The organism is Stenotrophomonas sp. ZAC14A_NAIMI4_1 (genome assembly GCF_003086915.1).
Lineage (GTDB): Bacteria > Pseudomonadota > Gammaproteobacteria > Xanthomonadales > Xanthomonadaceae > Stenotrophomonas.
Genome location: NZ_CP026002.1, coordinates 2,014,723 through 2,034,633 on the forward strand (window position 1 = coordinate 2,014,723; position 19,911 = coordinate 2,034,633).

At 69.5% G+C, this 19,911-nt stretch carries 16 protein-coding genes; 10 read left to right on the forward strand and 6 right to left on the reverse strand.

Going from position 1 to position 19,911, the window contains the following annotated elements; genetic code table 11:
* Positions 1 to 17: 17 nt before the first annotated feature.
* Positions 18 to 305 (reverse strand): co-chaperone GroES, encoded by a 288-nt coding sequence (locus C1926_RS09240; RefSeq protein WP_079223700.1) that lies wholly within the window; start codon positions 303 to 305, stop codon positions 18 to 20.
* Positions 306 to 627: 322 nt separating this feature from the next.
* Here C1926_RS09240 and C1926_RS09245 point away from each other — a divergent pair, with 322 nt between their 5' ends.
* The 5 genes from C1926_RS09245 (at position 628) to C1926_RS09270 (ending at position 9,008) form a co-directional block, all read left to right on the forward strand.
* Positions 628 to 2,448 carry an endonuclease gene (locus C1926_RS09245; RefSeq protein ID WP_079223702.1) on the forward strand — a complete coding sequence of 607 codons (1,821 nt, stop codon included), beginning with the start codon at positions 628 to 630 and terminating at the stop codon, positions 2,446 to 2,448.
* 67 nt (positions 2,449 to 2,515) lie between these two features.
* Positions 2,516 to 2,854 carry a divalent-cation tolerance protein CutA gene (cutA, locus tag C1926_RS09250; protein ID WP_108758985.1) on the forward strand — a complete coding sequence of 113 codons (339 nt, stop codon included), beginning with the start codon at positions 2,516 to 2,518 and terminating at the stop codon, positions 2,852 to 2,854.
* On the forward strand, positions 2,851 to 5,205 hold the full coding sequence (locus C1926_RS09255) for a protein-disulfide reductase DsbD domain-containing protein (RefSeq protein WP_108758986.1): 2,355 nt from the start codon (positions 2,851 to 2,853) through the stop codon (positions 5,203 to 5,205). The genes cutA and C1926_RS09255 overlap by 4 nt, the downstream gene beginning before the upstream one ends.
* Complete coding sequence (locus C1926_RS09260) at positions 5,202 to 5,759, forward strand: TlpA disulfide reductase family protein (RefSeq protein ID WP_108758987.1); 558 nt, start codon at positions 5,202 to 5,204, stop codon at positions 5,757 to 5,759. The genes C1926_RS09255 and C1926_RS09260 overlap by 4 nt, the downstream gene beginning before the upstream one ends.
* 720 nt (positions 5,760 to 6,479) lie before the next feature.
* Positions 6,480 to 9,008: a sulfite reductase flavoprotein subunit alpha gene (locus C1926_RS09270; RefSeq protein WP_108758988.1), complete on the forward strand. Its 2,529-nt coding sequence runs from the start codon at positions 6,480 to 6,482 to the stop codon at positions 9,006 to 9,008.
* Between the two features lie 84 nt (positions 9,009 to 9,092).
* On the opposite strand, the gene C1926_RS09275 is transcribed toward C1926_RS09270, so the two are convergent.
* Positions 9,093 to 11,630: a methyl-accepting chemotaxis protein gene (locus C1926_RS09275; RefSeq protein ID WP_108758989.1), complete on the reverse strand. Its 2,538-nt coding sequence runs from the start codon at positions 11,628 to 11,630 to the stop codon at positions 9,093 to 9,095.
* 203 nt (positions 11,631 to 11,833) lie between these two features.
* Between C1926_RS09275 and C1926_RS09280 the strand changes: the two genes are divergently transcribed.
* Positions 11,834 to 12,670, forward strand: a complete 837-nt coding sequence (locus C1926_RS09280) for an arylamine N-acetyltransferase (protein WP_108758990.1) — start codon at positions 11,834 to 11,836, stop codon at positions 12,668 to 12,670.
* Between the two features lie 95 nt (positions 12,671 to 12,765).
* Here C1926_RS09280 and C1926_RS09285 read toward each other — a convergent pair whose 3' ends face one another.
* The 3 genes from C1926_RS09285 to C1926_RS09295 are packed head-to-tail and all read right to left on the reverse strand — an operon-like array spanning position 12,766 to position 14,890.
* Complete coding sequence (locus C1926_RS09285; RefSeq protein ID WP_108758991.1) at positions 12,766 to 13,137, reverse strand: VOC family protein; 372 nt, start codon at positions 13,135 to 13,137, stop codon at positions 12,766 to 12,768.
* A gap of 17 nt (positions 13,138 to 13,154) precedes the next feature.
* Positions 13,155 to 13,793: a response regulator transcription factor gene (locus C1926_RS09290; RefSeq protein ID WP_079223725.1), complete on the reverse strand. Its 639-nt coding sequence runs from the start codon at positions 13,791 to 13,793 to the stop codon at positions 13,155 to 13,157.
* Positions 13,790 to 14,890, reverse strand: coding sequence for a histidine kinase (locus C1926_RS09295; protein WP_108758992.1), 1,101 nt, complete (start codon positions 14,888 to 14,890; stop codon positions 13,790 to 13,792). The genes C1926_RS09290 and C1926_RS09295 overlap by 4 nt, the downstream gene beginning before the upstream one ends.
* 149 nt (positions 14,891 to 15,039) lie before the next feature.
* Here C1926_RS09295 and C1926_RS09300 point away from each other — a divergent pair, with 149 nt between their 5' ends.
* From C1926_RS09300 to C1926_RS09310, 3 genes are all read left to right on the forward strand, one after another.
* Positions 15,040 to 15,462 carry a DUF2141 domain-containing protein gene (locus tag C1926_RS09300; RefSeq protein ID WP_108758993.1) on the forward strand — a complete coding sequence of 141 codons (423 nt, stop codon included), beginning with the start codon at positions 15,040 to 15,042 and terminating at the stop codon, positions 15,460 to 15,462.
* Between the two features lie 25 nt (positions 15,463 to 15,487).
* The gene (locus C1926_RS09305; RefSeq protein WP_108758994.1) at positions 15,488 to 17,011 is read left to right on the forward strand and encodes a carotenoid oxygenase family protein; all 1,524 of its coding nucleotides are present in this window, start codon (positions 15,488 to 15,490) and stop codon (positions 17,009 to 17,011) included.
* 71 nt (positions 17,012 to 17,082) lie between these two features.
* Entirely contained in the window at positions 17,083 to 17,799 is a 717-nt protein-coding gene (locus C1926_RS09310; RefSeq protein ID WP_108760661.1) for a transporter substrate-binding domain-containing protein, read from the forward strand.
* Between the two features lie 143 nt (positions 17,800 to 17,942).
* On the opposite strand, the gene C1926_RS09315 is transcribed toward C1926_RS09310, so the two are convergent.
* On the reverse strand, positions 17,943 to 18,881 hold the full coding sequence (locus tag C1926_RS09315) for an AEC family transporter (RefSeq protein WP_108758995.1): 939 nt from the start codon (positions 18,879 to 18,881) through the stop codon (positions 17,943 to 17,945).
* 93 nt (positions 18,882 to 18,974) lie between these two features.
* Between C1926_RS09315 and C1926_RS09320 the strand changes: the two genes are divergently transcribed.
* Positions 18,975 to 19,850 (forward strand): LysR substrate-binding domain-containing protein, encoded by an 876-nt coding sequence (locus tag C1926_RS09320; RefSeq protein ID WP_079223734.1) that lies wholly within the window; start codon positions 18,975 to 18,977, stop codon positions 19,848 to 19,850.
* The last annotated feature ends 61 nt before the right edge of the window (positions 19,851 to 19,911 follow it).

Below are 19,911 nucleotides of genomic sequence, written 5' to 3' on the forward strand. Positions count from 1 at the left end.
GCAGGTCGCGCCGAGGCTCAGCCGATGATGGCGAGCACGTCGTCTTCGCGCAGGACCTTGTACTCGACGCCTTCGCTCTTGTACGAGCTGCCGGCGTACTGGCCGTAGATGACCTTGTCGCCAACCTTCAGCGACGGGGCGCGTACGGTGCCGTTGTCCAGGGCCTTGCCCGGGCCGACGGCGACGACTTCACCCTTGGTGGACTTTTCCTTGGCCGAATCCGGAATGACGATGCCACCGGCGGAGATTTCGTCGGCTTCGATCGGCTTGACCACAACGCGGTCGTGCAGCGGCTTGATGCTCATGAGAGACCTCTTAAGTTATTGATTGGTCTGAAAAAGTCTGGCGATGTTAGCACTCACCCCAGGTGACTGCCAGCATTGCTCGTGAAAAAGCCCGACAGGTCGGGAGCAGGACAGAGATGGAGCTGCCCCCGGGCCTTTCAAGCCCCGTGGCGGAAAATTTTTCGACCGTGCGCTGCGGCGACGGACAGACGGGAGCCAGGGTCGGTTCCCGCAATTTTGGTGAACTGCGTCGCAGTGTCAGATATCTGACGTTCAGTTACGACAAAGTGTCACGCGTTCGGCCTTAGGCTCGCCCGGCATTCCCAATCACAAGGAGTAGTCGATGCGATTGCTGTCCCCGCTCGCCGCCGCCTGCCTGCTGGCGCTGGCCGCCGCGCCGGCCCAGGCCGAGGTCTTCATCAACGAACTGCACTACGACGACAGCACCCCGGCCGGTGACGTCGGCGAAGCCATCGAAGTGGTCGCCACCGCGGGCGAGGACCTGTCCGGCTACCGCCTGTACCTGTACAACGGCGCCAACGCCTCGGCGGCCGTGGTCTACGACAACAAACCGGTGCCGGCCGGCACCGCCGCCGGTTGCGGCAGCGCCACCCTCGCGGTGGTTACCTACCCGACCAACGGCCTCCAGAACGGCCCCAACGACGGCATCGCCCTGGTCGACGCCAGCGGCAAGGTGGTCCAGTTCCTCAGCTACGAAGGCGCGATCACCGCCTCCGGTGGCCCCGCCGCCGGCATGACCAGCCAGAACATCCCGGTTGCCGAAACCAACAGCACCGCCCCGGGCACCTCGCTGCAGCTGACCGGCAGCGGCAGCCAGTACGCCCACTTCACCTGGGCCGAATCGGCCGGTGAAACCTTCGGCCGCTGCAACAACAACCAGACCTTCAACGGCGGTGGCGGTACCCCGGGCGGCCCGAACACGCCGCCGTCGGTCACCACCACCACCCCGGCGCAGGGCAGCAGCACCTTCCCGGCCGCGGCCGATCTGGAAGTGGTGTTCAGCGAGACGGTGACCCTGGCCAGCGGCGCCTTTGCCCTGAGCTGCGGCAAGTCGGGCAGCGTGCCGCTGACCTGGCCGGGCAGCGGCAAGACCGTGAAGCTGTCGACCAACACCGCCCTGGTGGCCGGTGAGGCCTGCCGCTTCGACATCCGCGCCGCGCGCATCACCGACAACCAGGGCGCGCACCCGGCCGCTGACAGCCGCATCGCCTTCACCGTGGCCAGCACCACCGGCAACCCGGACCCGGGCAATCCGGACCCCGGCAATCCCGGCAATCCGGGCACCCCGGAGGGCTACTACTCCAAGGTGAACACCTCCAGCCCGAGCCAGCTGCGCTGCTCGCTGCACGAGACCATCAAGGGCCACACCGCCTACCCGTACAGCGGCTCGGGTACCAGCACCTGGACCATCCTGGAAATTGCCGACGAAGACCCGAACAACAGCGGCAAGATCCTCGATGCCTACCGCAACCACAGCTACACCAAGGTGAGCAGCCGTGCGGGCACGGGCAGCGGCCTGACCTACAACCGCGAGCACACCTGGCCGAACTCGCTGGGCTTTGCCAGCACCACCGGCGACAAGGGCCTGCCGTACGCCCCGTACACCGACACCCACATGCTGTACCTGACCGATGCGCAGTGGAATGCCGACCGCGGCAACAAGCCGTTCGGCAAGTGCGATGCCAACTGCGGCGAGCGCGCCACCGAGGCCAACAACGGCCAGGGCGGCGGCAGCGGCGGTTACCCGGGCAATTCCAACTGGGTGCGTACCCCCGACGGCAACACCGGCACCTTCGAGGTGTGGGGCAAGCGCAAGGGCGACATGGCGCGTGCGGTGATGTACATGGCCATCCGCTATGAGGGCGGCAAGGATGCGGCCACCGGCCAGTCCGAACCGGACCTGGAACTGACCGACGACCGCAGCAAGATCGTCAAGACCAGCAGCTCGCCGGCCTACATGGGCCTGCTGTCGACCCTGATCGACTGGCACCTGTCCGACCCGCCGGATGCCGCCGAACGTGCGCGAAATGACGTGATCTACTCGTTCCAGGGCAACCGCAACCCGTTCATCGACCACCCCGAGTGGGCGACCCCCGCCCTGTTCACCTCGGCAAAACCGACCAGCTGCCAGCTGGCCAACTGACCGCGCAACGCAGCGGTCCATGCCGCCGCCGGGTCCTGACCCGGCGGCGGCCCTATACTCGGCGGTCATGTCGACCGTCGATCCCATCCTGCTGCTGTTGACCACCTGCCCGGACCGGGCCAGTGCCGAGCGCATCGCGCACGCGCTGGTCAGCGAGCGCCTCGCAGCGTGTGTCACCCGCCTGGATGGCGCACAGTCGACCTACCGCTGGCAGGGCGACGTCATCACCGACGCCGAACTGCAGTTGCTGGTGAAGACCACGGCGAGCCGCGTCGATGACGCAATCGCCCGCATCGTCGAACTGCATCCGTATGAACTCCCGGAGTGCATCGCGGTCGAAACCCGGGCCGGCCTGCCGGCGTATCTGGACTGGATCCGGGCACAGACCCGGGAGGACACCGATTGATGAAGTTGTTTGCTCGTGGCGCCGCACTGTGCGCCTTGCTCTGGCTGTCCCTGCCGGCCTTCGCGCTGGATGAGAAGGATCTGCTGCCGGTCGACCAGGCGTTCGCGCTGACCGCCAGTGCGCCCGAACGTGGCCAGATCCAACTGCAGTTCAAGATCGCCCCCGGCTATTACCTGTATCGCCACCGCACCAGCGTCAAGGCCGATCCGGCCTTCAATGCCGGTGCCCTGCAGATGCCGGCCGGCAACAAGCACCACGACGACTTCTTCGGCGAGGTGGAGACCTACCGCGAGCGCCTGCAGGCCACCCTGCCCGGCGCACCGACCGATGCGGCCGGCACCATCAGCCTGGAAGTGCGCTACCAGGGCTGCGCCGATGCCGGCGTGTGCTACCCGCCGCAGAAGCGCATCGTGCAGGTGGCCCTGCCCGGCGCCGGCGGCAAGGCCGCGCTGCCCACCGCACGTGCCACCGGGGTGACGCCGTTCAACAACCCGCTGGCCGGTGCCGGCGGTGGCCTGCGCCTGCCGGGCGCCAGCAACACCCAGGCCCTGCCGCTGCCGTCGGAACAGGCGTTCGGCTTCGATGCCATCGCCAGCGATGGCAACACCCTGCTGCTGCGCTTCACCCCCGCGCCGGGCTATTACCTGTACCGCGACCGCACCTCGCTGAAGCTGGAAGGCAGCACCGGCGTGCTGGCCGACAAGCCGCGCTGGCCGGCCGCGCAGTCGCACCGCGATGAGCACTTCGGCGATGTCTCGGTGTACTTCAACCAGGTGGAAGTGCCGCTGCCGCTGCGCCGCACCCGCACCGAGGCCGTGGACAGCACCCTGGTGGTGACCTTCCAGGGCTGCCAGACCGATGGCATCTGCTACCCGCCGATGACCCGCCGGGTGAAGCTGTCGATTCCGGCCGGCACGCTGACCGCCGCCGGCAACGGCACGGCCACTGCGGCGCCTGCCACGGCCAGCGACAGCCCGCGCGAGGAGGCCGATGGCACGCCGCGGCGCCTGCTGCCGACCGTGCCCAACGATGCCACCGGCGCTGCCGTTGACAGCGCCGCGGGCGGTGATGCGTTCGCCGCCGATGCGCAGCAGGACAATGCCAAGCGCACCAAGCCGCCGGGCAGCGTGCCGAAGACCGACAGTTCCCTGCTGTGGGTGCTGCTGCTGGCCCTGGGCGGCGGCCTGGTACTGAACCTGATGCCCTGCGTGCTGCCGATCCTGTCGCTGAAGGTGCTGAGCCTGGCGCAGAGCGGTGAGAGCGCCGAGCGCGCCCGCAGCCATGCCATGTGGTACACGCTGGGCGTGCTGGTCGCCTTCGCGGTGATCGGCGCGCTGATGGTAGGCCTGCGCATGCTCGGCAACGCAGTGGGCATCGGCTTCCAGCTGCAGCACCCGGGCGTGGTGGCGGCGCTGGCCTACATCATGTTCGCCGTCGGCCTCAGCCTGTCCGGCGTGTTCACCATGGGCGGCGGCATCGGCAACCTGGGCCAGTCACTGGCCCGCCGCAGTGGCCCGGCCGGCGATTTCTTCACCGGCGTGCTGGCCTGCGTGGTTGGCAGCGCCTGCGTGGGTCCGTTCTTCGGCCCCGCCGTGGCCTACGCCTTCGTGGCACCGCCGATCGCGGCGATGCTGGTGTTCCTGTTCCTCGGCCTGGGCCTGGCCCTGCCGTTCCTGCTGATCGGCTTCGTGCCGGCCCTGGCCCGCCGTCTGCCCAAGCCCGGCCCGTGGATGGAAACGCTGAAGCACGTGCTGGCCTTCCCGATGTATGCCGCCGCGCTGTGGCTGCTGTGGGTGCTGGGCAAGCAGCGCGGCGTGGACGGCATGGCGCTGGCCCTGGGTGGCCTGCTGCTGCTGACCGCCGGCCTGTGGCTGTTCGAGACCAGCCGCTGGCGCAGCAAGCGTGGCGCCAGCCTGCTGGGCGTGCTGCTGGCCCTGGCCGCGCTTGCCCCGGTGTGGGGCGTGACCCAGCTGGCCCCGCCGGCGCGCGCCGCCCAGGCCGCCAGTGACAACGTGGTGGAGTATTCGCCGCAGATGCTGGACCGCCTGCGTGCGGACAACCGCGTGGTATTCGTGAACATGACCGCCGACTGGTGCGTGAGCTGCAAGGCCAACGAACGCGCGGTGCTGTCGCGCCCGGAGTTCAAGGAACTGCTCAAGCGCACCAACGCGGTGTACATGCGCGGCGACTACACCAACGTGGACCCGCAGATCACCGCATTCCTGGATGAGCACAAGGCCGTGGGCGTGCCGCTGTACGTGGTGTACGGCCCGGGCGCACCGCCGACCGTGCTGCCGACGCTGCTGACCCAGGCCCTGGTGGAAGAAGCGCTGCTGCGCACCGCCCGATGAGCTGGCAACGGCCCGCACTGCTGTGGACAGCGGTGCTGGCCGCCGGCCTTGGCCTGTGGGCCGGGCATCGGTTGACGCCAGCGCCGGCGCCGGCGGCTTCGACGCCCGCTGCTGTGAAGTCTCCGATGCCTGTCCTTCGCGCCGGCGATGCGTTGCCGGCACTGGTACTGCCCGGCGTGGACGGGCAACCAGTGGACATCCGCCAGCGTTTCCGCGGGCGACCGCTGCTGGTGAATGTCTGGGCCAGCTGGTGCGGGCCCTGCATCGAGGAAATGCCCGAGCTGGCCCGCTTCGCCGACGCGCAGGGCACGCACGGCGTGCAGGTGCTGGGTCTGGCGCTGGATACGCCGGAGGGCGTGGCTGATTTCCTGCAGCGGGTGCCGGTGGGGTACCCGATCGTGCTGGACACCCCGGGCCCACGCGATGCCAGCGTGCAGCTGGGCAATGCGCAGGGGCTGCTGCCGTACAGCGTGTTGTTTGATGCGCAGGGGCGGATGGTGAAGGCCAAGCTGGGGCCATTCGAGCACGGTGAGATTGCAGGCTGGGTGGAGTGAGGGTGTTTTGCAGGGCTTGCAGCCCTGCACCTGCTCAATGCAACGGCAACGTCAAAAGCCGAAGCGGGCTTTCCGTGGGATGGCGGGGCGGTGTGGGCTTGCAGGACACGCCGTAAACCCATCCATGGGGGCTCGTAGGCGCCATCCATGGCGCCTGCGGTCCTGCAAGCCCACACCGCCCCACCTCTGACAGATTCCTGCGGCTGTTGGTGGGTGCCGACCGTTGGTCGGCACATCTGTCAGATATCGAAATGAATCTTGGGTCATAGCCCGGCCAGTAGATCCACGCCATGCGTGGATGAAATCTCTCAGATATCGAAATTCCGAATTGGGGTCAGAGCCCGTTGCGCAGCAACGGGATCCGACCCCGTGCCGACCAACGGTCGGCACCCACCAAAGCAGAACGTCGTTCCGACAGCTCGCAGGAAACTGTCGAAGGCGGGGTGGGTCCGGTTGAGGGGGCGTGAGCCGCATGGATGCGGCGACCGAGCTTACATGGACGTACTTGCAGCGCCCCCCTCAACCGGACCCACCCCGCCAACCCACGGGAAGCCAGCTTTTGACGTTGACGTTGCTGTGGCTTGAAGCGGGTGCAGGGCTGCAAGCCCTGCAATAAAACCCTCCTTGACCGCAGCCCGTCCGCGCCCGGAGAATTACGGATTAATTCTCATTTGCTGTTGCGCAGGATGCGGGCGGCAGCCTCAACGGCCTCTCTCCCCGATGTTCAAGAACGTCCTGTTCCAACTGCACTGGCTGCTGGGCATCACGGCCGGCACCCTCTTGGCCATCATGGGCCTCAGCGGCGCCACGCTGTCCTTCGAGGACGAGCTGCTGCGCGCGGCCAATCCCGGCTTCGCCGCCATCGCCGAGCACCACGCCGACGGCCAGCAGGCCCTGGCCCTGAGCGAACTGGTGCCGCTGCTGCAGGCCGGTAGCGATCGGCCGCTGCAGCGCCTGCGCGTGGATGCCACCGGCCAGCGCCCCTCGGTGGCGCGCTTCGCTGGCGGCAAGGAACACTGGGTCTATTTCAATCCTTACAACGGCGAACGCTTCAGCCACCTGCGTGGCCAGGCGTTCTTCGACTTCGTCGAAGACCTGCACCGGCACCTGGCCGCTGGCGAGCGCGGCAAGGTCGTGGTCGGCAGCTGCGCCATCGCGCTGCTGTTCTTCGCGCTGTCCGGCCTCTACCTGCGCTGGCCACGGCGCTGGTGGCACTGGCGCAGCTGGCTGGCGGTGGAATGGAAACGCAGCGGCCGCGGCTTCCTGTGGAGCCTGCACTCGGTGGTCGGCACCTGGGTGCTGCTGATCTACCTGATGAGTGCGCTGACCGGCCTGTGGTGGTCGTTCGACTGGTACCGCAGCGCGGCCAACAGCGTGCTGGGCGTGCCTGCACCGGCCAAGCACAAGGTTGCCCCGGATGCGACCCTCGACCTGCAGCACGTCGAGGCCACGCTGTACGTGCAGCCCGGCGTGCGCAGCGGCTACATCGACCTGCGCCTGCCGGAAAAGCCGGGCCAGGTGCTGAACGTGCGGGTGATGTCCGGTGACCCTGCCCTGCGCGGCGGCCACCACGACCGCGCGCACGACCTGCTGCAGCTGGACCCGGCCAGCGGCGCACTGCTGGAAGCGCGCCCCTACGAGCGCCAGGGCAGCGGCGGCAAGCTGGCCACCAGCATGTTCGCACTGCATTCGGGCAGCTACTTCGGCCTGCCCGGCCGGGTGGTGGTGATGCTCAGCAGCCTGGCCATGAGCCTGTTCTTCATCACCGGCTGGATGCTGTACCTGGACCGCCGGCGCAGCCAGCGCGCGGCACGTGCGCTGCGGCAGACCCTGCCCGCAGCGCAGGAAAGCGGCGGCGAAGGCACGCCGTGGCGGGTGATCCATGCCAGCCAGAGTGGCCTGGCCGAACAGCTGGCCTGGCGCGCGGCGGCACAGCTGCAGGCCGCCGGCCACCCGGTGCAGGTGTTGCCGCTGGCGCGGGTGACCGCTGCGCTGCTGCAGGACAGCCCGCAGGTCCTGTTCGTGCTCAGCACCTTCGGCGATGGTGAGCCGCCGGACAGCGCGCGCCGTGCGGCACGCCTGCTGCTGGCCCAGAACGTGGATCTCTCGGGCCTGCGCCATGGCGTACTGGCGCTGGGTGATCGGCAGTACCCGCACTACTGCGCGTTCGGTGCACAGGTGGACGCGTGGCTGGCAGGCAACGGGGCACAGCCCCTGTTCCCGCGCATCGACGTGGATGCCGCCTCGGTGGTGGCCCTGCGCCAGTGGCAGCGCGAGCTGGGCGCACTGACCGGCATCGACACCGATGACAGCGTGCTGCCGCCGGCCACGCAGATGCACGACTGGCAGCTGCTGGCACGCGAAGCATTGAACCCGGGCAGCCTGGGCGGCGCGATCTGGAAGATCCGCCTGGCACCGCCTGCCGACACGACCTGGCAGGCCGGCGACATCCTGCACATCGCACCGCGCAACAGCGTGCAGCACACCACGACGGTGCTGGAAGCACGCGGGCTGGACCCGCTGCAGCCGCTGCTGCTCGACGATGGCACCCGCACGCTGCTGGACCTGGCAGGCGAACGCGTGCTGCCCGACGAAGGCGCCGCGCTGCCGGTACAGGACGCTGCGCTGTGGCTGGTCGGCCTGCCGATGCTGCCCGGGCGCGAGTACTCCATCGCGTCGTGCGCCGCCGATGGTGCAGTGGAACTGGTGGTGCGCCTGGTGCACAACGCTGCGGGCCGCCCCGGCCTGGGCTCGGGCTGGCTGTCGCTGCACGCGCCGCTGGGCAGCCGCATTGCCGCGCGCGTGCACCGCAACCCCGGCTTCCACCGCCAGGCCGGCGCGCCGATGGTGCTGGTCGGCAACGGTACCGGCATTGCCGGCCTGCGCAGCCTGCTGCGCGAAGCTGCCCAGCACAGCGAACACGGCCATTGGTTGCTGTTCGGCGAGCGCCAGCGTGCGCACGACCAGTTGTTCGGCGAGGAGATCGCGCAGTGGCAGGCCGAGGGCCACGTGGCACGCGTTGACCTGGCGTTCTCGCGTGATGCTGATGGCGGTGGCTACGTGCAGCACCAGCTGCAGGCCGCTACTGCGGAACTGCAGGCGTGGCTGGCGCGTGGGGCGGTGATCCACGTGTGTGGCTCGCTGCAGGGCATGGCCGAAGGTGTTGACCAGGTGCTGCGTGCGGCGCTGGGCGATGATGCGGTGGAAACGCTGCTGGAGAGCGGGCACTACCGCCGCGACGTGTATTGATCCCGTCCGCCGGGCATGGCCCGGCGCTACCCCAAGGGTTTGAACGGTAGCGCCGGGCCATGCCCGGCGAAGGCGATCAGGCCATCACGCCGCCACGCGCGGGCGTCGCTCCGGCTGCAGGCGGAACGCCGATACCGCTTCAGCCAAAGCCTGGACCTGTGTCTGCATGTGCGCGGTGGAGGCACCGGCTTCCTCCACCAGGCTGGCATTGCGCTGGGTGCTCGATTCCATCTGCACGATGGTCTGGTTCACCTGGGCGATGCCCGCATGCTGGTCCTGCGATGCGCTGCGGATGGCGGTGAGCAGTTCCGCCAGCTGCTGCACGCTGCCGACGATCTCGCCCATGGTGGTGCCAGCCTGTTCGGCCTGCACATTGCCCTGGCCGACGCGGGCCACCGAGTCTTCAATCAGGCCCTTGATCTGCTTGGCAGCCTCGGCGCTGCGCTGTGCCAGCAACCGCACTTCGGAGGCCACCACGGCGAAACTGCGGCCCTGTTCGCCGGCACGCGCGGCTTCCACGGCGGCGTTCAGCGCCAGGATGTTGGTCTGGAACGCGATGCCGTCGATCAACTGGGTGATGTCACCGATGCGGCGCGACGCTTCGCTGATGCCGTGCATGGTGGCCACCACCTGGCCCACGGCCTGGCCGCCTCGTGCGGCCACCGCCGCCGCGCCCTGCACCAGCGCATCGGCACGGCCGGCGGCATCGGCGTTGCGGCCGACGGTGTCGGTCAGCTCGTGCATCGACGCAGCCGTTTCTTCCAGGTTGGCCGCCTGCTGCTCGGTGCGCTGCGAGAGATCATGGTGGCCGGCGACGATCTCGCCCACGCCCACGTCCAGCCGCGCGGTGGCCTGCTGGATGCGGGTGACGATGCGGCCGAGCTGGCCGACGGTGGCATTGGCATCGTCGCGCATGCGCGCGAACACGCCCTGCAGGTCGCCTTCCATGCGCACGCTCAGGTCGCCCCGGGCCAGTGCCGCCAGCAGCGCCTGCAGGTCGCCCAGGTTGGTTTCGAACGTGGCCAGCAGGTGGTTGATGCTGGTGGACAGCGTGCGCACGAAGCCCTGCTTGCCCTCCAGGGCGATGCGGCCGTGCAGTTCGCCGTGTGCGGCGGCGTCGACCAGCGCGGCCACTTCGGTTTCCAGCAGGGTTTCCAGCGCGCGGCTGCGCCATTCCACCGCCACGCCGAGGAAGTGATCCTCGTCGATGATGGCGTTGGCGATGAGCTGGTAGCGCACGCCGAGATGATTGATCTCGCGCTCCTCGCGACGGCGCACGCCCGCCAGGCTGGTCATCGCCGGGTGCAGGCGCACGGCATCGCTGCCAACCAGCGCGTCGGCCTGCATGCCCAGCTGTTGCAGCAGGGCGGGATTGGCGTAGGCCACCTGCCCTTCCGCATCGATCACCATCAACCCGGTCTGTGCGCTGTCCAGTGCCTGGCGCACGCGGGTATTGCCGCGGGCCACCGCGCGTTCCTCCTCGATGCGCGCGCGCAGGCGCTGCTGCATGTCGATCAGGCGCTGCGCCAGCTGGCCGATCTCATCGTTGGCGTTGTGCACGCGCAGGGTGGTGTCCAGGCGATCGTCGGCGATGTCACTGGCAAAGCGCAGCGTGTCCTGGATCGGGCGCCGCACGGCGCGCAGCACCAGCACCAGGCTGGTGATCAAAACGCCGGCCACCAGGGCCAGCGTCGCGGCGAACAGCACGCTCAGGGTGCGTGCACCGGCCTGCTGGCGTGCCTGCGCCAGCGCCAGCGCCTGCACCTGTGCCTTCTGGAACGCGGCCAGTGCCGGTGCCACGCCGGCCGCCGCATCGACCAGCGACTGTGCTTCCACATCCAGGCCGACGCGGGCGGCGGTGTAGCCCAGCAGCGCCGCCTGGTAGGCATCCATGTCGGTACGCAGGCTTTCCTGCGCCTCGGCCGGCAACCCGGCCAGGGCCAGGTCGAAGGGCAGCTTCTCCTCGCTGGCCCGGTCGGCGTGGGTGGAGTCGCCATCGAGCAGCAGCAGGGCCTCCTGCCGGCGCATCTTCTGCACGTGCAGCTCCAGTGCCGGACGCTGCAGCGCGGCCACGTTCGCCTGCAGTGCATCGGCGGCCTGCTGCAGCTGCGCGGCCAGGCCGGCGTCGCCGCGGCCCATTTCATCCACGCGCTCGAACAGGGCGGCGATGCCCTGCGAGAAGCCGTCGACCGCCTCGGCCAAGGACTGCAGCGCCTTGCGACGGGCCGCATCCATCGGCATCGCGCGCAGCGCCTGCAGGTCGTCCTTCAGTTCCTGCTGGGTGGCCAGCAGCTGGCTGCGGTCGGCATCATCGAAACTGCGCGCATACTGGGTCTGCAGGCGCCGCGCTTCGGCCACGCGGGTGGCCAGCGCCGCCGCCAGATCGCTGCCACGCTGGTAGCTGGCCTGGGTGCGGGCGGCCTGCCCGCTGGCGTGGCCGGTCCAGGCGTAGGCGCCGGCAATGGCGACCAGGCCCAGGCCGCAGACCCACAGGGTGGCCTTCAGTTTGTCGGCCACGCTGAGCCGGTGCGGCTGCAGCCAGCGCAACAGGGCAGGAAACGCCGAGCGCAGCCCAACCAGGCGGGTGCGCAGGGACCGAAGGCGAACAACCGCGGTCGACATGACAGACTCCAGGCGAAAGGACGCACCTGTATCGGCCTGGATCAGAAAGACTTTAGGACTGTTTTCCGCATCGGGCCGCCGAGCCGGCGGTCGCGGTCTTTGTACCGGCCGCAGGCGACGGGGCGATGACATCGGCGCCCGCCCTTGACCTCAACCCCGGTTGCGGTTGCACAGTAGGTGCCCCTGCCCCGCCTGGTGCCGTCATGACCGCGCTCGACATCCCCCGATACCTGCAGCGCCTGCAGTTGCAGGCCGCGCCGCCGGCCACCCTGGCCGGGCTGACCCTGCTGCAGCAGCGCCACAATGCCCATGTGCCGTTCGAGACCCTGACCTGCCTGCTGCGCGACCCCGTGCCGATCGACCTGGACCGCGTGCAGCGCAAGCTGCTGGAGGCGCAGCGCGGGGGCTACTGCTTCGAGCTCAATGGCGCCTTCCTCGCGCTGCTGCAGGCGCTGGGCTTCGACGCCCATGCGTTGAGTGCGCGCGTGCTGCTGTCGGCCAGCGAGGGTGAACTGACGCCGCGCACGCACCTGTTGATCCGGGTGCGGCTGGACGGCGAGGACTGGCTGGTGGATACCGGCTTCGGCAGCCTGACCCCGACCGTGCCGCTGCGCCTGCACGCGACCTCGGCGCAGGACACGCCGCATGAGCGCTACCGGCTGCAGCGGCTGGACGATGGCGATTTCCTGCTGGCGGCCAGCAGCGGCGAGGACTGGCGGCCGCTGTACCGCTTCGACCTGACGTCGCCCGCGGCGGCCGACAACGAGGTGGGCAACTGGTATGTGTGCACGCACCCGCAGTCGAGTTTCCCCGGGGAACTGCGTGCGTCGCTGACCTGGCCGGAGGGACGCCGCACCGTTGGCAGCGGCCACTACACCGAGTACCGCCCGGGAAAGGCGCCGGAGAAGCGCGCACTGCGCGACGTGGCCGACGTGCGGCAGGTGTTGCAGGAAGGGTTTGGCATAAGGCTGCCGGAGGATGCGCGGCTGGACCCGGCCATTGCCGGGTGGCTGCAGCGGTGGCAGGCGACGGCCGTGTAGAGTCGAGCTTGCTCGACTGGGTGCGCGGAGCAGTCGAGCAAGCTCGACTCTACGGGCCAACGGCAGCCGAGCATGGGCTCGGCTACAGAGGGTTATCAGGTCGCTATCGGGGCCTGTACGGCGATGCGGTTGCCTTCGCTGTCGGCGATCTCCGCCACGCGCCAGCCGCCGGCCTCGGCAGGGCCGAAACGCAGCGCGGCACCGGCCTGCAGCGCGCGGGCCAGGCTGGCGTCCAGATCATCGACACCGATGTAGATGCGCGCGCCCTGCTCGGACGGGCGATAGTCCGCGCCGTGCACCAGGGCCATGCTGGCGCCGCCGGCGTCATCATCGAACGGCAGGTAGGCCATCGTGCAGTCGTGCACATGCACCGGAGCGTCGATCACCACCTGCAGCCACTGCTGGTAGAACGCGATGGCGCGGGCCAGGTCGGCCACCGCAATCTCGACATGCATGACAGGGTTCATCGCTGCACCACTCCGCTTCAGATGATGCGCAGGGTAATCGCCTTCAGCACCGCGCGGGTACGGTCGCGGGTGCCGAGCTTGTCGAGGATGGTGGACACGTAGTTCTTCACCGTGCCTTCGGCCAGGAACAGGCTGCGCGCGATTTCCTTGTTGCTGTAGCCGCCGGCCAGCAGGCGCAGGATGGCCACTTCGCGTTCGCCGAAGGTATCACTGGGCGGTGCTTCGTCGTGGAAACGGTAGCGCGAGCGCACCGGTTCGGTGCTGACCGGCAGCAGCAGGGTTTCGCCAGCGGCCACCCGCTCGATCGCCTCGCGCAGGTCGGCCGGCGCCGCATCCTTCAACAGGAATCCCTGCGCACCCGCTTCGCTGGCGCGCAGCAGCAGGTCGCTTTCATCGAAGGTGGTCAGCAGCAGGCAGGGTGTGGCATCGCCGCGGGCGCGCAGCTGCCGCAGCGCCCCGATGCCATCCAGGCCGGGCATGCGGATATCGCTGAGCACCACGTCCACCGGCTGCGTGGCCAGTGCATCCAGCAGCGCCTGGCCATCCTCGGCTTCCAGCACCACCTGTACGCCCAGCCCCTGCAGCAGCGCACGCAGGCCGGCACGGACCAGGGCCTGGTCATCGGCCAGGGCGACGCGGATCGGTGCGCCGCTCATGCCGGCAACCGTGCGATCAGGTGCATGCCACCCTGCTCGGTACGGGCCAGCTCCAGCTGGCCGTGCACGTCGGCCAGCCGCTCGCGCATGCCGGAAATGCCATTGCCTTCGCGGATGCGCTCGGCGCGCTGGCCGTCATCGCGGATATCGATACGCAACCTGGATTCCTCTTCCGTCATTGTCAGCCACACGTTATCGGCTTCGCCATGCCGTGCGGCATTGGTCAGGGCTTCCTGCACCAGGCGCAGCACGGTCTCGGCCGTGCGCGGGTCGGTCACCCGCACGCCATCGGCAATCTGCAGCTGCAGGCGCGGGCGCGGAAACGGCGCGGCCAATGCATGCAGGGCGGTATCCAGGTCCAGCCCGCGATCATCGCGCATGGACTGCACGACCTGGCGGATGTCGGACAGCAGTTCGCCGGACAGCTGTTCGGCGGTCTGCAGGCCCTCGCGCCCGGCCAGTACCGGATCGGCGGCCAGCGCCCGCAGGTTGAGGCGCATGGCCGTGAGCTTGTGCCCGGCCACGTCGTGCAGCTCGCGCGCCAGGCGCAGCCGCTCGGCATCGCGGGCGCTGTCGGCCAGCAGGGCACGGGTGGCCAGCAGATCGGCGTTGACCCGCGCCAGCTCGTCGCGGGCCAGCGCCGTGCTGCGCGCGTAGTGCGCGGTCAGCGCAGCGAAGGCCTGGAAGCCACCGTACAGCAGCACCACCAGCAGCGGCTGGGTGAAACCGCTGTGGCGCAGCACGGCGTACTCGGCCAGGTTGGCCAGCAGCGCAACCACCAGCACGAAGCGCGGCGGCCAATGCTCGGCCAGCTGTGCGACCAGCACCACCAGCAGCACCGGTGCAGTGCCCGTGCGTGGCTGCAGGGCGATGAGGGCGACGGCCAGCAGCGCCTGCAGCACGGCGGCCACCGCGCGCACACGGGTGGGCAACCGCGCCCAGCCGTGCGCCACGAACAACAGCAGGAACAGACCGAGCAGCAGCAGGCTCGCCCCGGCATCGCTGCGTTGCACGCCGAACGACAGGCCGACCACCAGCACGGTGACCGCGCCGGCGAGGCTGAGGGGACGCAGCAGATGGCGGAGCAGGCTGGGCATGGCCGCATGCTGACCGGCGCGGGCACCCGACGGCAATGGGTCCGGCGCAGAAAGTGACTTCTGGCACGCCGGATCGATGACCACTGGCCCTGAACCCAGGCCAGCCCCCGGCGCAGACTGGCCCCACACCTCCAGACGGAACCGCCGCCATGATCCGCACCGCCCTGACCTGCTCCCTGCTTGCTGGCCTGCTGCTGGCCGGCACCGCTCACGCCGCCGAGCTGACCGTGAACGTGCACGATGTCCGCGCCCAGACCGGCACCCTGCGCGCCGCCCTGGTGTCCTCCGACGAGGCCTGGAACGGCAAGGCCGCACCGGTGCAGGCACAGCAGGCACACCCGCAGGGCGACAGCCTGCACTTCACCTTCAAGGATCTGCCGGCCGGCAACTACGCCGTGCTGCTGACCCACGACGAGAATGACAACGGCAAGCTCGACACCAACCTGGTGGGCATGCCGATCGAAGGCTACGGCTTCAGCAACAATCCGCAGGTGATGCGCAAGCCGACCTTCGAGGAAGCCCGCTTCACGCTGCCCGCCGCCGGCACCGCCATCGACATCACCCTGCGTTGATTCCCACCCTGCACCGAGGCCCGCCATGGATCGTCGCCGCTTCCTCCGCACCCTGATCAGCAGCACCGCTGGCCTGGCCCTGGGCGCCACCGCCCTGCGCAGCGCCCCGGCCTTCGCCAACGACCCGGCGCAGTTCGCCCAGGGCCTGCAGGCGCATCCATGGCTGCTGGGCTGGCGCGGGGTGAGCAGCGAGACGCTGGGCCCGGCCACGGTGCAGCTGCAGGGGCGGCTGCCCGCCGGCCTGGCCGGCACCCTGTACCGCAACGGCCCGGCCTGGAGCGAGCGCGGCACCCTGCGCTACGACCACTGGTTCGACGGCGACGGCATGGTCCACGGCTGGCATTTCAACGGCGACGGCAGCCTGACCCACCGCGCACGCATGGTGGCCACGCCCAAGTTCACCCGTGAACAGAAGGCCGGGCGCTTCCTCTACCCCGCCGCCGGCACCAGCGTCCCCAACGCACAGGCGGTGCGCAACAATGACGATGCCAACGTGGCCAACACCTCGGTGATGGCGCTCAATGGCCGTGTGTTTGCCCTGTGCGAATCCGGTTCGGCGTTCGAGGTCCACCCCGATTCGCTGGAAACCATCGGCCCGGTGACCTGGCGGCCCGACCTGGCGGCCCTGCCGTTCTCGGCGCACCCGCTGGTAGACCGCGACGGCAGCGTCTGGAACTTCGGTTCGATCAGCCTGATGGGTGGCGCCGGCCTGCTGGTCTGGCACATCGGCAAGGACGGCCAGCTGCGCAGCGCCGATGTGATCGCGACGCCGGGCCGCGGCTACCTGCATGCCTTCACCATGACCGACACGCATCTGGTGTTCGTGCTGGCACCCTTCGACTTCAAGGAGAGCGGCGGCAGCTTCTTCGAACGCATGCAGTTCGCACCGCAGCGCGCGGCCAACATCGCGGTGGTCGCCAAGGATGCCCCGGACAAGGCGCAATGGTTTGAAGCACCGTTCGCGGCGATCTACCACTTCGGTGACGCGCACCGGAGCAAGGACGGCATCGTGGTGCGCGCCGTGCGCCGCGACAACATGGACGAAGCGCGTTCGCCGATGAAGGAAGCAATGGCCGGCGACGGCGCGCATGCCACGAACGGCCACAGCACCCTGGTGGAACTGCACCTGGACCTGCGCCGCGGCCAGGCACGCTGGCAGGGCACGGGCATCAGCACGGTGGAGTTCCCGCTGTTCGACCCGCGCACGCCCGACAGCCGCGCCGCCCGCCTGTATGCACCGACCGTCGATGGCGCCAGCAACACGCCGTACTTCAATGCGGTCGCGGCGTTCGACGTGGAGCGCGGGCGCCGCCAGGTGTGGCGCTACGGCAGCGACATCATGGCCGAGGAGCATGTGTTCGTGCCCCGCCCTGGCAGCCGCAACCCGGATGATGGCTGGCTGGTTGGCACCTTGCTGGACCCGGTGAACAAGCGCAGCGGCCTTGCCGTACTCGATGCGCGCCACGTGCAGGACGGTCCGCTGGCGCAGGCGTGGCTGCCCTATGCGGTGCCGCTGGGCTTCCACGGCACGTTTGCCGCACAGGCGTAAGCGCACGCGTACGCGGTCCGCACGCCGCCGCTGGCATGCTGAAGCTCCCCCGCGTCCTGCTGGAGCACCGCATGCCCTTGTCCGACCACCGCCACGCGCTGGCACCGCGCGGCCACCTGCGGGTGGCGATCAACCTGGGCAATCCGGTGCTGGCCCAGGGCGATGCCCGGTCGCCGCGCGGGCCATCGCTGGAACTGGCCACGGCGCTGGCGCAGCGGCTGGGCGTGCAGGCCCGCTTCACCTGCCACGAGGCAGCGGCTTCGGTCGTGGCCGCAGCCGCTGGCGACGCCTGGGACCTGGCCTTCCTGGCGGTGGACCCGGCGCGTGCCGACCGCATTGCCTTCAGTGCGCCCTACGTGGAAATCGAAGGCACCTACCTGCTGCGCGAGGCCAGCCCGGCACGCACGGTGGCCGACCTCGACCGCGAAGGCGTGCGTATCGCGGTGGGCCGCGGTGCGGCCTATGACCTGTACCTGAGCCGCGAACTGCAGCACGCGCAGATCGAACGCGCCGCCACCTCGGCCGCGGCGATCGAGCTGTTCGACCAGCAGCAGCTGGATGCGGCGGCGGGGGTCCGCCAACCGCTGCAGGCCTGGGCGCAGGCGCATCCCGGGCATCGGGTGCTGGCTGATCGTTTCACCGCGATCCAGCAGGCGGTGGCCGCCCCGGCTTCGCGGCCGGCAGACGCGCTGCAGGCGTTGTTCGCCGAAGTGGAGGCGATCAAGCAGGGGCCGCTGCTGGGCGAAGCCTTCGCGCGTGCCGGGCAGGCGGTGACGCTGGTGCGGTGAGGGCGCTTGCGTTCTGTAGAGTCGAGCTTGCTCGACTGAAGCGGAAGAAGCAGTCGAGCAAGCTCGACTCTACAAAGAGCGAATGGCAGTCGAGCGAGCTCGACTCTACAGAGAGCGAGAAGCAGCCGAGCATGGGCTCGGCTCTACCGTTGCAGCAGCGCCAGGTATCCGGTCACCGTCAGCAACGACAGCAGCGTTGTCCCCAGCACCGTGGCCGCCGTGGTCGATGCTTCGCGGCGGTGGAACTCGGCCAGCATGAAGGGCCCCGTACCGGTGGGCAGCACGGCCATCAGCACGGCGGCGTGCGCCAGCGCGGCCGGCAGCGCGAATACCTGCGTAGCGAGCAGCCACACCAGCAGGGGGTGCACCAGCAGCTTCAATCCGCCCAGCACCACGGCACTGCGCCCAGCACCCGGCACGGGCGAGCGCCGCTCTCCGAGGAACAGGCCCAGCGCGATCAGCGCGCACGGCGCCGCCGCACCGCCCAGCAGCTTCAGGAACGTTTCCGCCGGTGCGGGCATCGACAGGCCCAGCGCCATCGGCAGCACGCCGGCCAGCGGCGCCAGCAGCAGCGGATTGCGCAGCAGCGAGCGCGCCACCTTGCCCAGCAGATGGTGCAGGCGCTGCTCGCGCTGCAGGCCGATCTCGATCAGCACGATGGCGGCGGCAAACAACACGCACACCGTCAGCAGGGTCGCGACCAGGGTCGGCGCCAGCGCCGACTGCCCGAGCGCGGCCACCGCCAGCGGAAAGCCGACGAAGCCGGTGTTGGCATAGGCGGCGTTGAGCCCGTCGATGCTGGCATCGGCCAGCGCGTGGCCGCGGCGTCGGCGCCACCACACCGTGGCGGCAAACAGCAGCGCCGTGCCACCGCCGAAGCTGGCGATGAAGCCCGGGTGCCACAACTGCTGCCAGTGCGCGTTGGCGACCACGTCGAACAGCAGCGCCGGCAGCGCCAGCTGCACCACGAACCGGTTCAGTTCGCTGGTCGAGTGCGGGCCCAGCGCGCCACTGCGGCGGGCCAGCCAGCCGGCAAAGATCAGCGCGAACACGGGGAGGACGATGGCCAGGACGGACAGCATGGGCAGCGCGGAGGGAGGGAATGCCGCGCAGGCTACGCGCCATCATCAATACCTTCCAATGCTTTTAACGGGCGCCAGCGATACCATTCGCGCATGATCGACATCCGCCCGCTGCGTTACTTCCTGGCCGTCGCTGAAACCCTGCACTTCGGTCGCGCCGCCGAACGGCTCAATGTCACCCAGCCGCCGCTGAGCCGGCAGATCGCCGCGCTGGAGGAATCGCTGGGCGTGGCGCTGCTGGAGCGCGACTCGCGCCACGTGCGCCTGACAGCCGCTGGCCAGCGTTTCCAGGAAGACGCCCGCGGGGTGATGAATGCCCTGCAGCAGGCCTGCCACGCTGCCCGCCAGGTGGGTGCAGGCGAGCTGGGCGAGCTGCAGGTGGGCTTCATGATGCATGCAGCGCACAGCTCGGTACCGCCGCTGGCCCGTCGCTTCATTGCTGCGCATCCACAGGTGCAGCTGCGGTTGCGTGAGGCCCTGCCGATGGCCCTGCTGGACGGGGTCCGCTCGGGTGCGCTGGATGCGGGCATCGGCTTTGCGCCTGCGTCGCTGCGCGGCCTGGAACTGCTGCCGCTGCAGGAGGAGCCACTGTGCGTGGTGGTGCCGGCCGACCATCGCCTGGCCCGCCGCCGCAGCGTCGATATCACCGCCCTGGCCGGCGAAGCACTGATCACCGCGCCGGCCGACGTGGTGCCAACCCTGCGCGAAGCCATCGAAGCCAGCTTCCATGCCGCCGGCCTGCAAGCCGATGTGCGGCTGGAGGTGCAGCTTCAGCAGAGCATCGTCAGCCTGGTGGGCGAAGGGCTGGGCATCGCGCTGGTGCCGGCCTCGCTGCAGCGCATGGGCATGCCCGGCGTGTCCTTCGTTCGCCTGAAGGACGCGCCGCGCGTGCAGCAGGTGGTGTTCTGGAAGGCCGACAACCGCAACCCGGTGCTGGCGCGGTTTTTGGCCTGCGTGGTTGATGGGTGAAGAGCAGTCGAGCATGGCTCGACTCTACAAAGGGCGAAGAGCAGTCGAGCATGTCTCGGCT

What these genes read in the sequence shown, in the direction of transcription:
- C1926_RS09290 (WP_079223725.1), bottom strand. Translation starts at nt 13,793, where the DNA reads ATGAGCGGCGCACCGATCCGCGTCGCCCTGGCCGATGACCAGGCCCTG.
- C1926_RS09240 (WP_079223700.1), bottom strand. Translation starts at nt 305, where the DNA reads ATGAGCATCAAGCCGCTGCACGACCGCGTTGTGGTCAAGCCGATCGAA.
- C1926_RS09270 (WP_108758988.1), top strand. Translation starts at nt 6,480, where the DNA reads ATGTTCAAGAACGTCCTGTTCCAACTGCACTGGCTGCTGGGCATCACG.
- C1926_RS09295 (WP_108758992.1), bottom strand. Translation starts at nt 14,890, where the DNA reads ATGCCCAGCCTGCTCCGCCATCTGCTGCGTCCCCTCAGCCTCGCCGGC.
- C1926_RS09285 (WP_108758991.1), bottom strand. Translation starts at nt 13,137, where the DNA reads ATGAACCCTGTCATGCATGTCGAGATTGCGGTGGCCGACCTGGCCCGC.
- C1926_RS09280 (WP_108758990.1), top strand. Translation starts at nt 11,834, where the DNA reads ATGACCGCGCTCGACATCCCCCGATACCTGCAGCGCCTGCAGTTGCAG.
- C1926_RS09300 (WP_108758993.1), top strand. Translation starts at nt 15,040, where the DNA reads ATGATCCGCACCGCCCTGACCTGCTCCCTGCTTGCTGGCCTGCTGCTG.
- C1926_RS09305 (WP_108758994.1), top strand. Translation starts at nt 15,488, where the DNA reads ATGGATCGTCGCCGCTTCCTCCGCACCCTGATCAGCAGCACCGCTGGC.
- C1926_RS09315 (WP_108758995.1), bottom strand. Translation starts at nt 18,881, where the DNA reads ATGCTGTCCGTCCTGGCCATCGTCCTCCCCGTGTTCGCGCTGATCTTT.
- C1926_RS09320 (WP_079223734.1), top strand. Translation starts at nt 18,975, where the DNA reads ATGATCGACATCCGCCCGCTGCGTTACTTCCTGGCCGTCGCTGAAACC.
- C1926_RS09275 (WP_108758989.1), bottom strand. Translation starts at nt 11,630, where the DNA reads ATGTCGACCGCGGTTGTTCGCCTTCGGTCCCTGCGCACCCGCCTGGTT.
- C1926_RS09260 (WP_108758987.1), top strand. Translation starts at nt 5,202, where the DNA reads ATGAGCTGGCAACGGCCCGCACTGCTGTGGACAGCGGTGCTGGCCGCC.
- cutA (WP_108758985.1), top strand. Translation starts at nt 2,516, where the DNA reads ATGTCGACCGTCGATCCCATCCTGCTGCTGTTGACCACCTGCCCGGAC.
- C1926_RS09245 (WP_079223702.1), top strand. Translation starts at nt 628, where the DNA reads ATGCGATTGCTGTCCCCGCTCGCCGCCGCCTGCCTGCTGGCGCTGGCC.
- C1926_RS09310 (WP_108760661.1), top strand. Translation starts at nt 17,083, where the DNA reads ATGCCCTTGTCCGACCACCGCCACGCGCTGGCACCGCGCGGCCACCTG.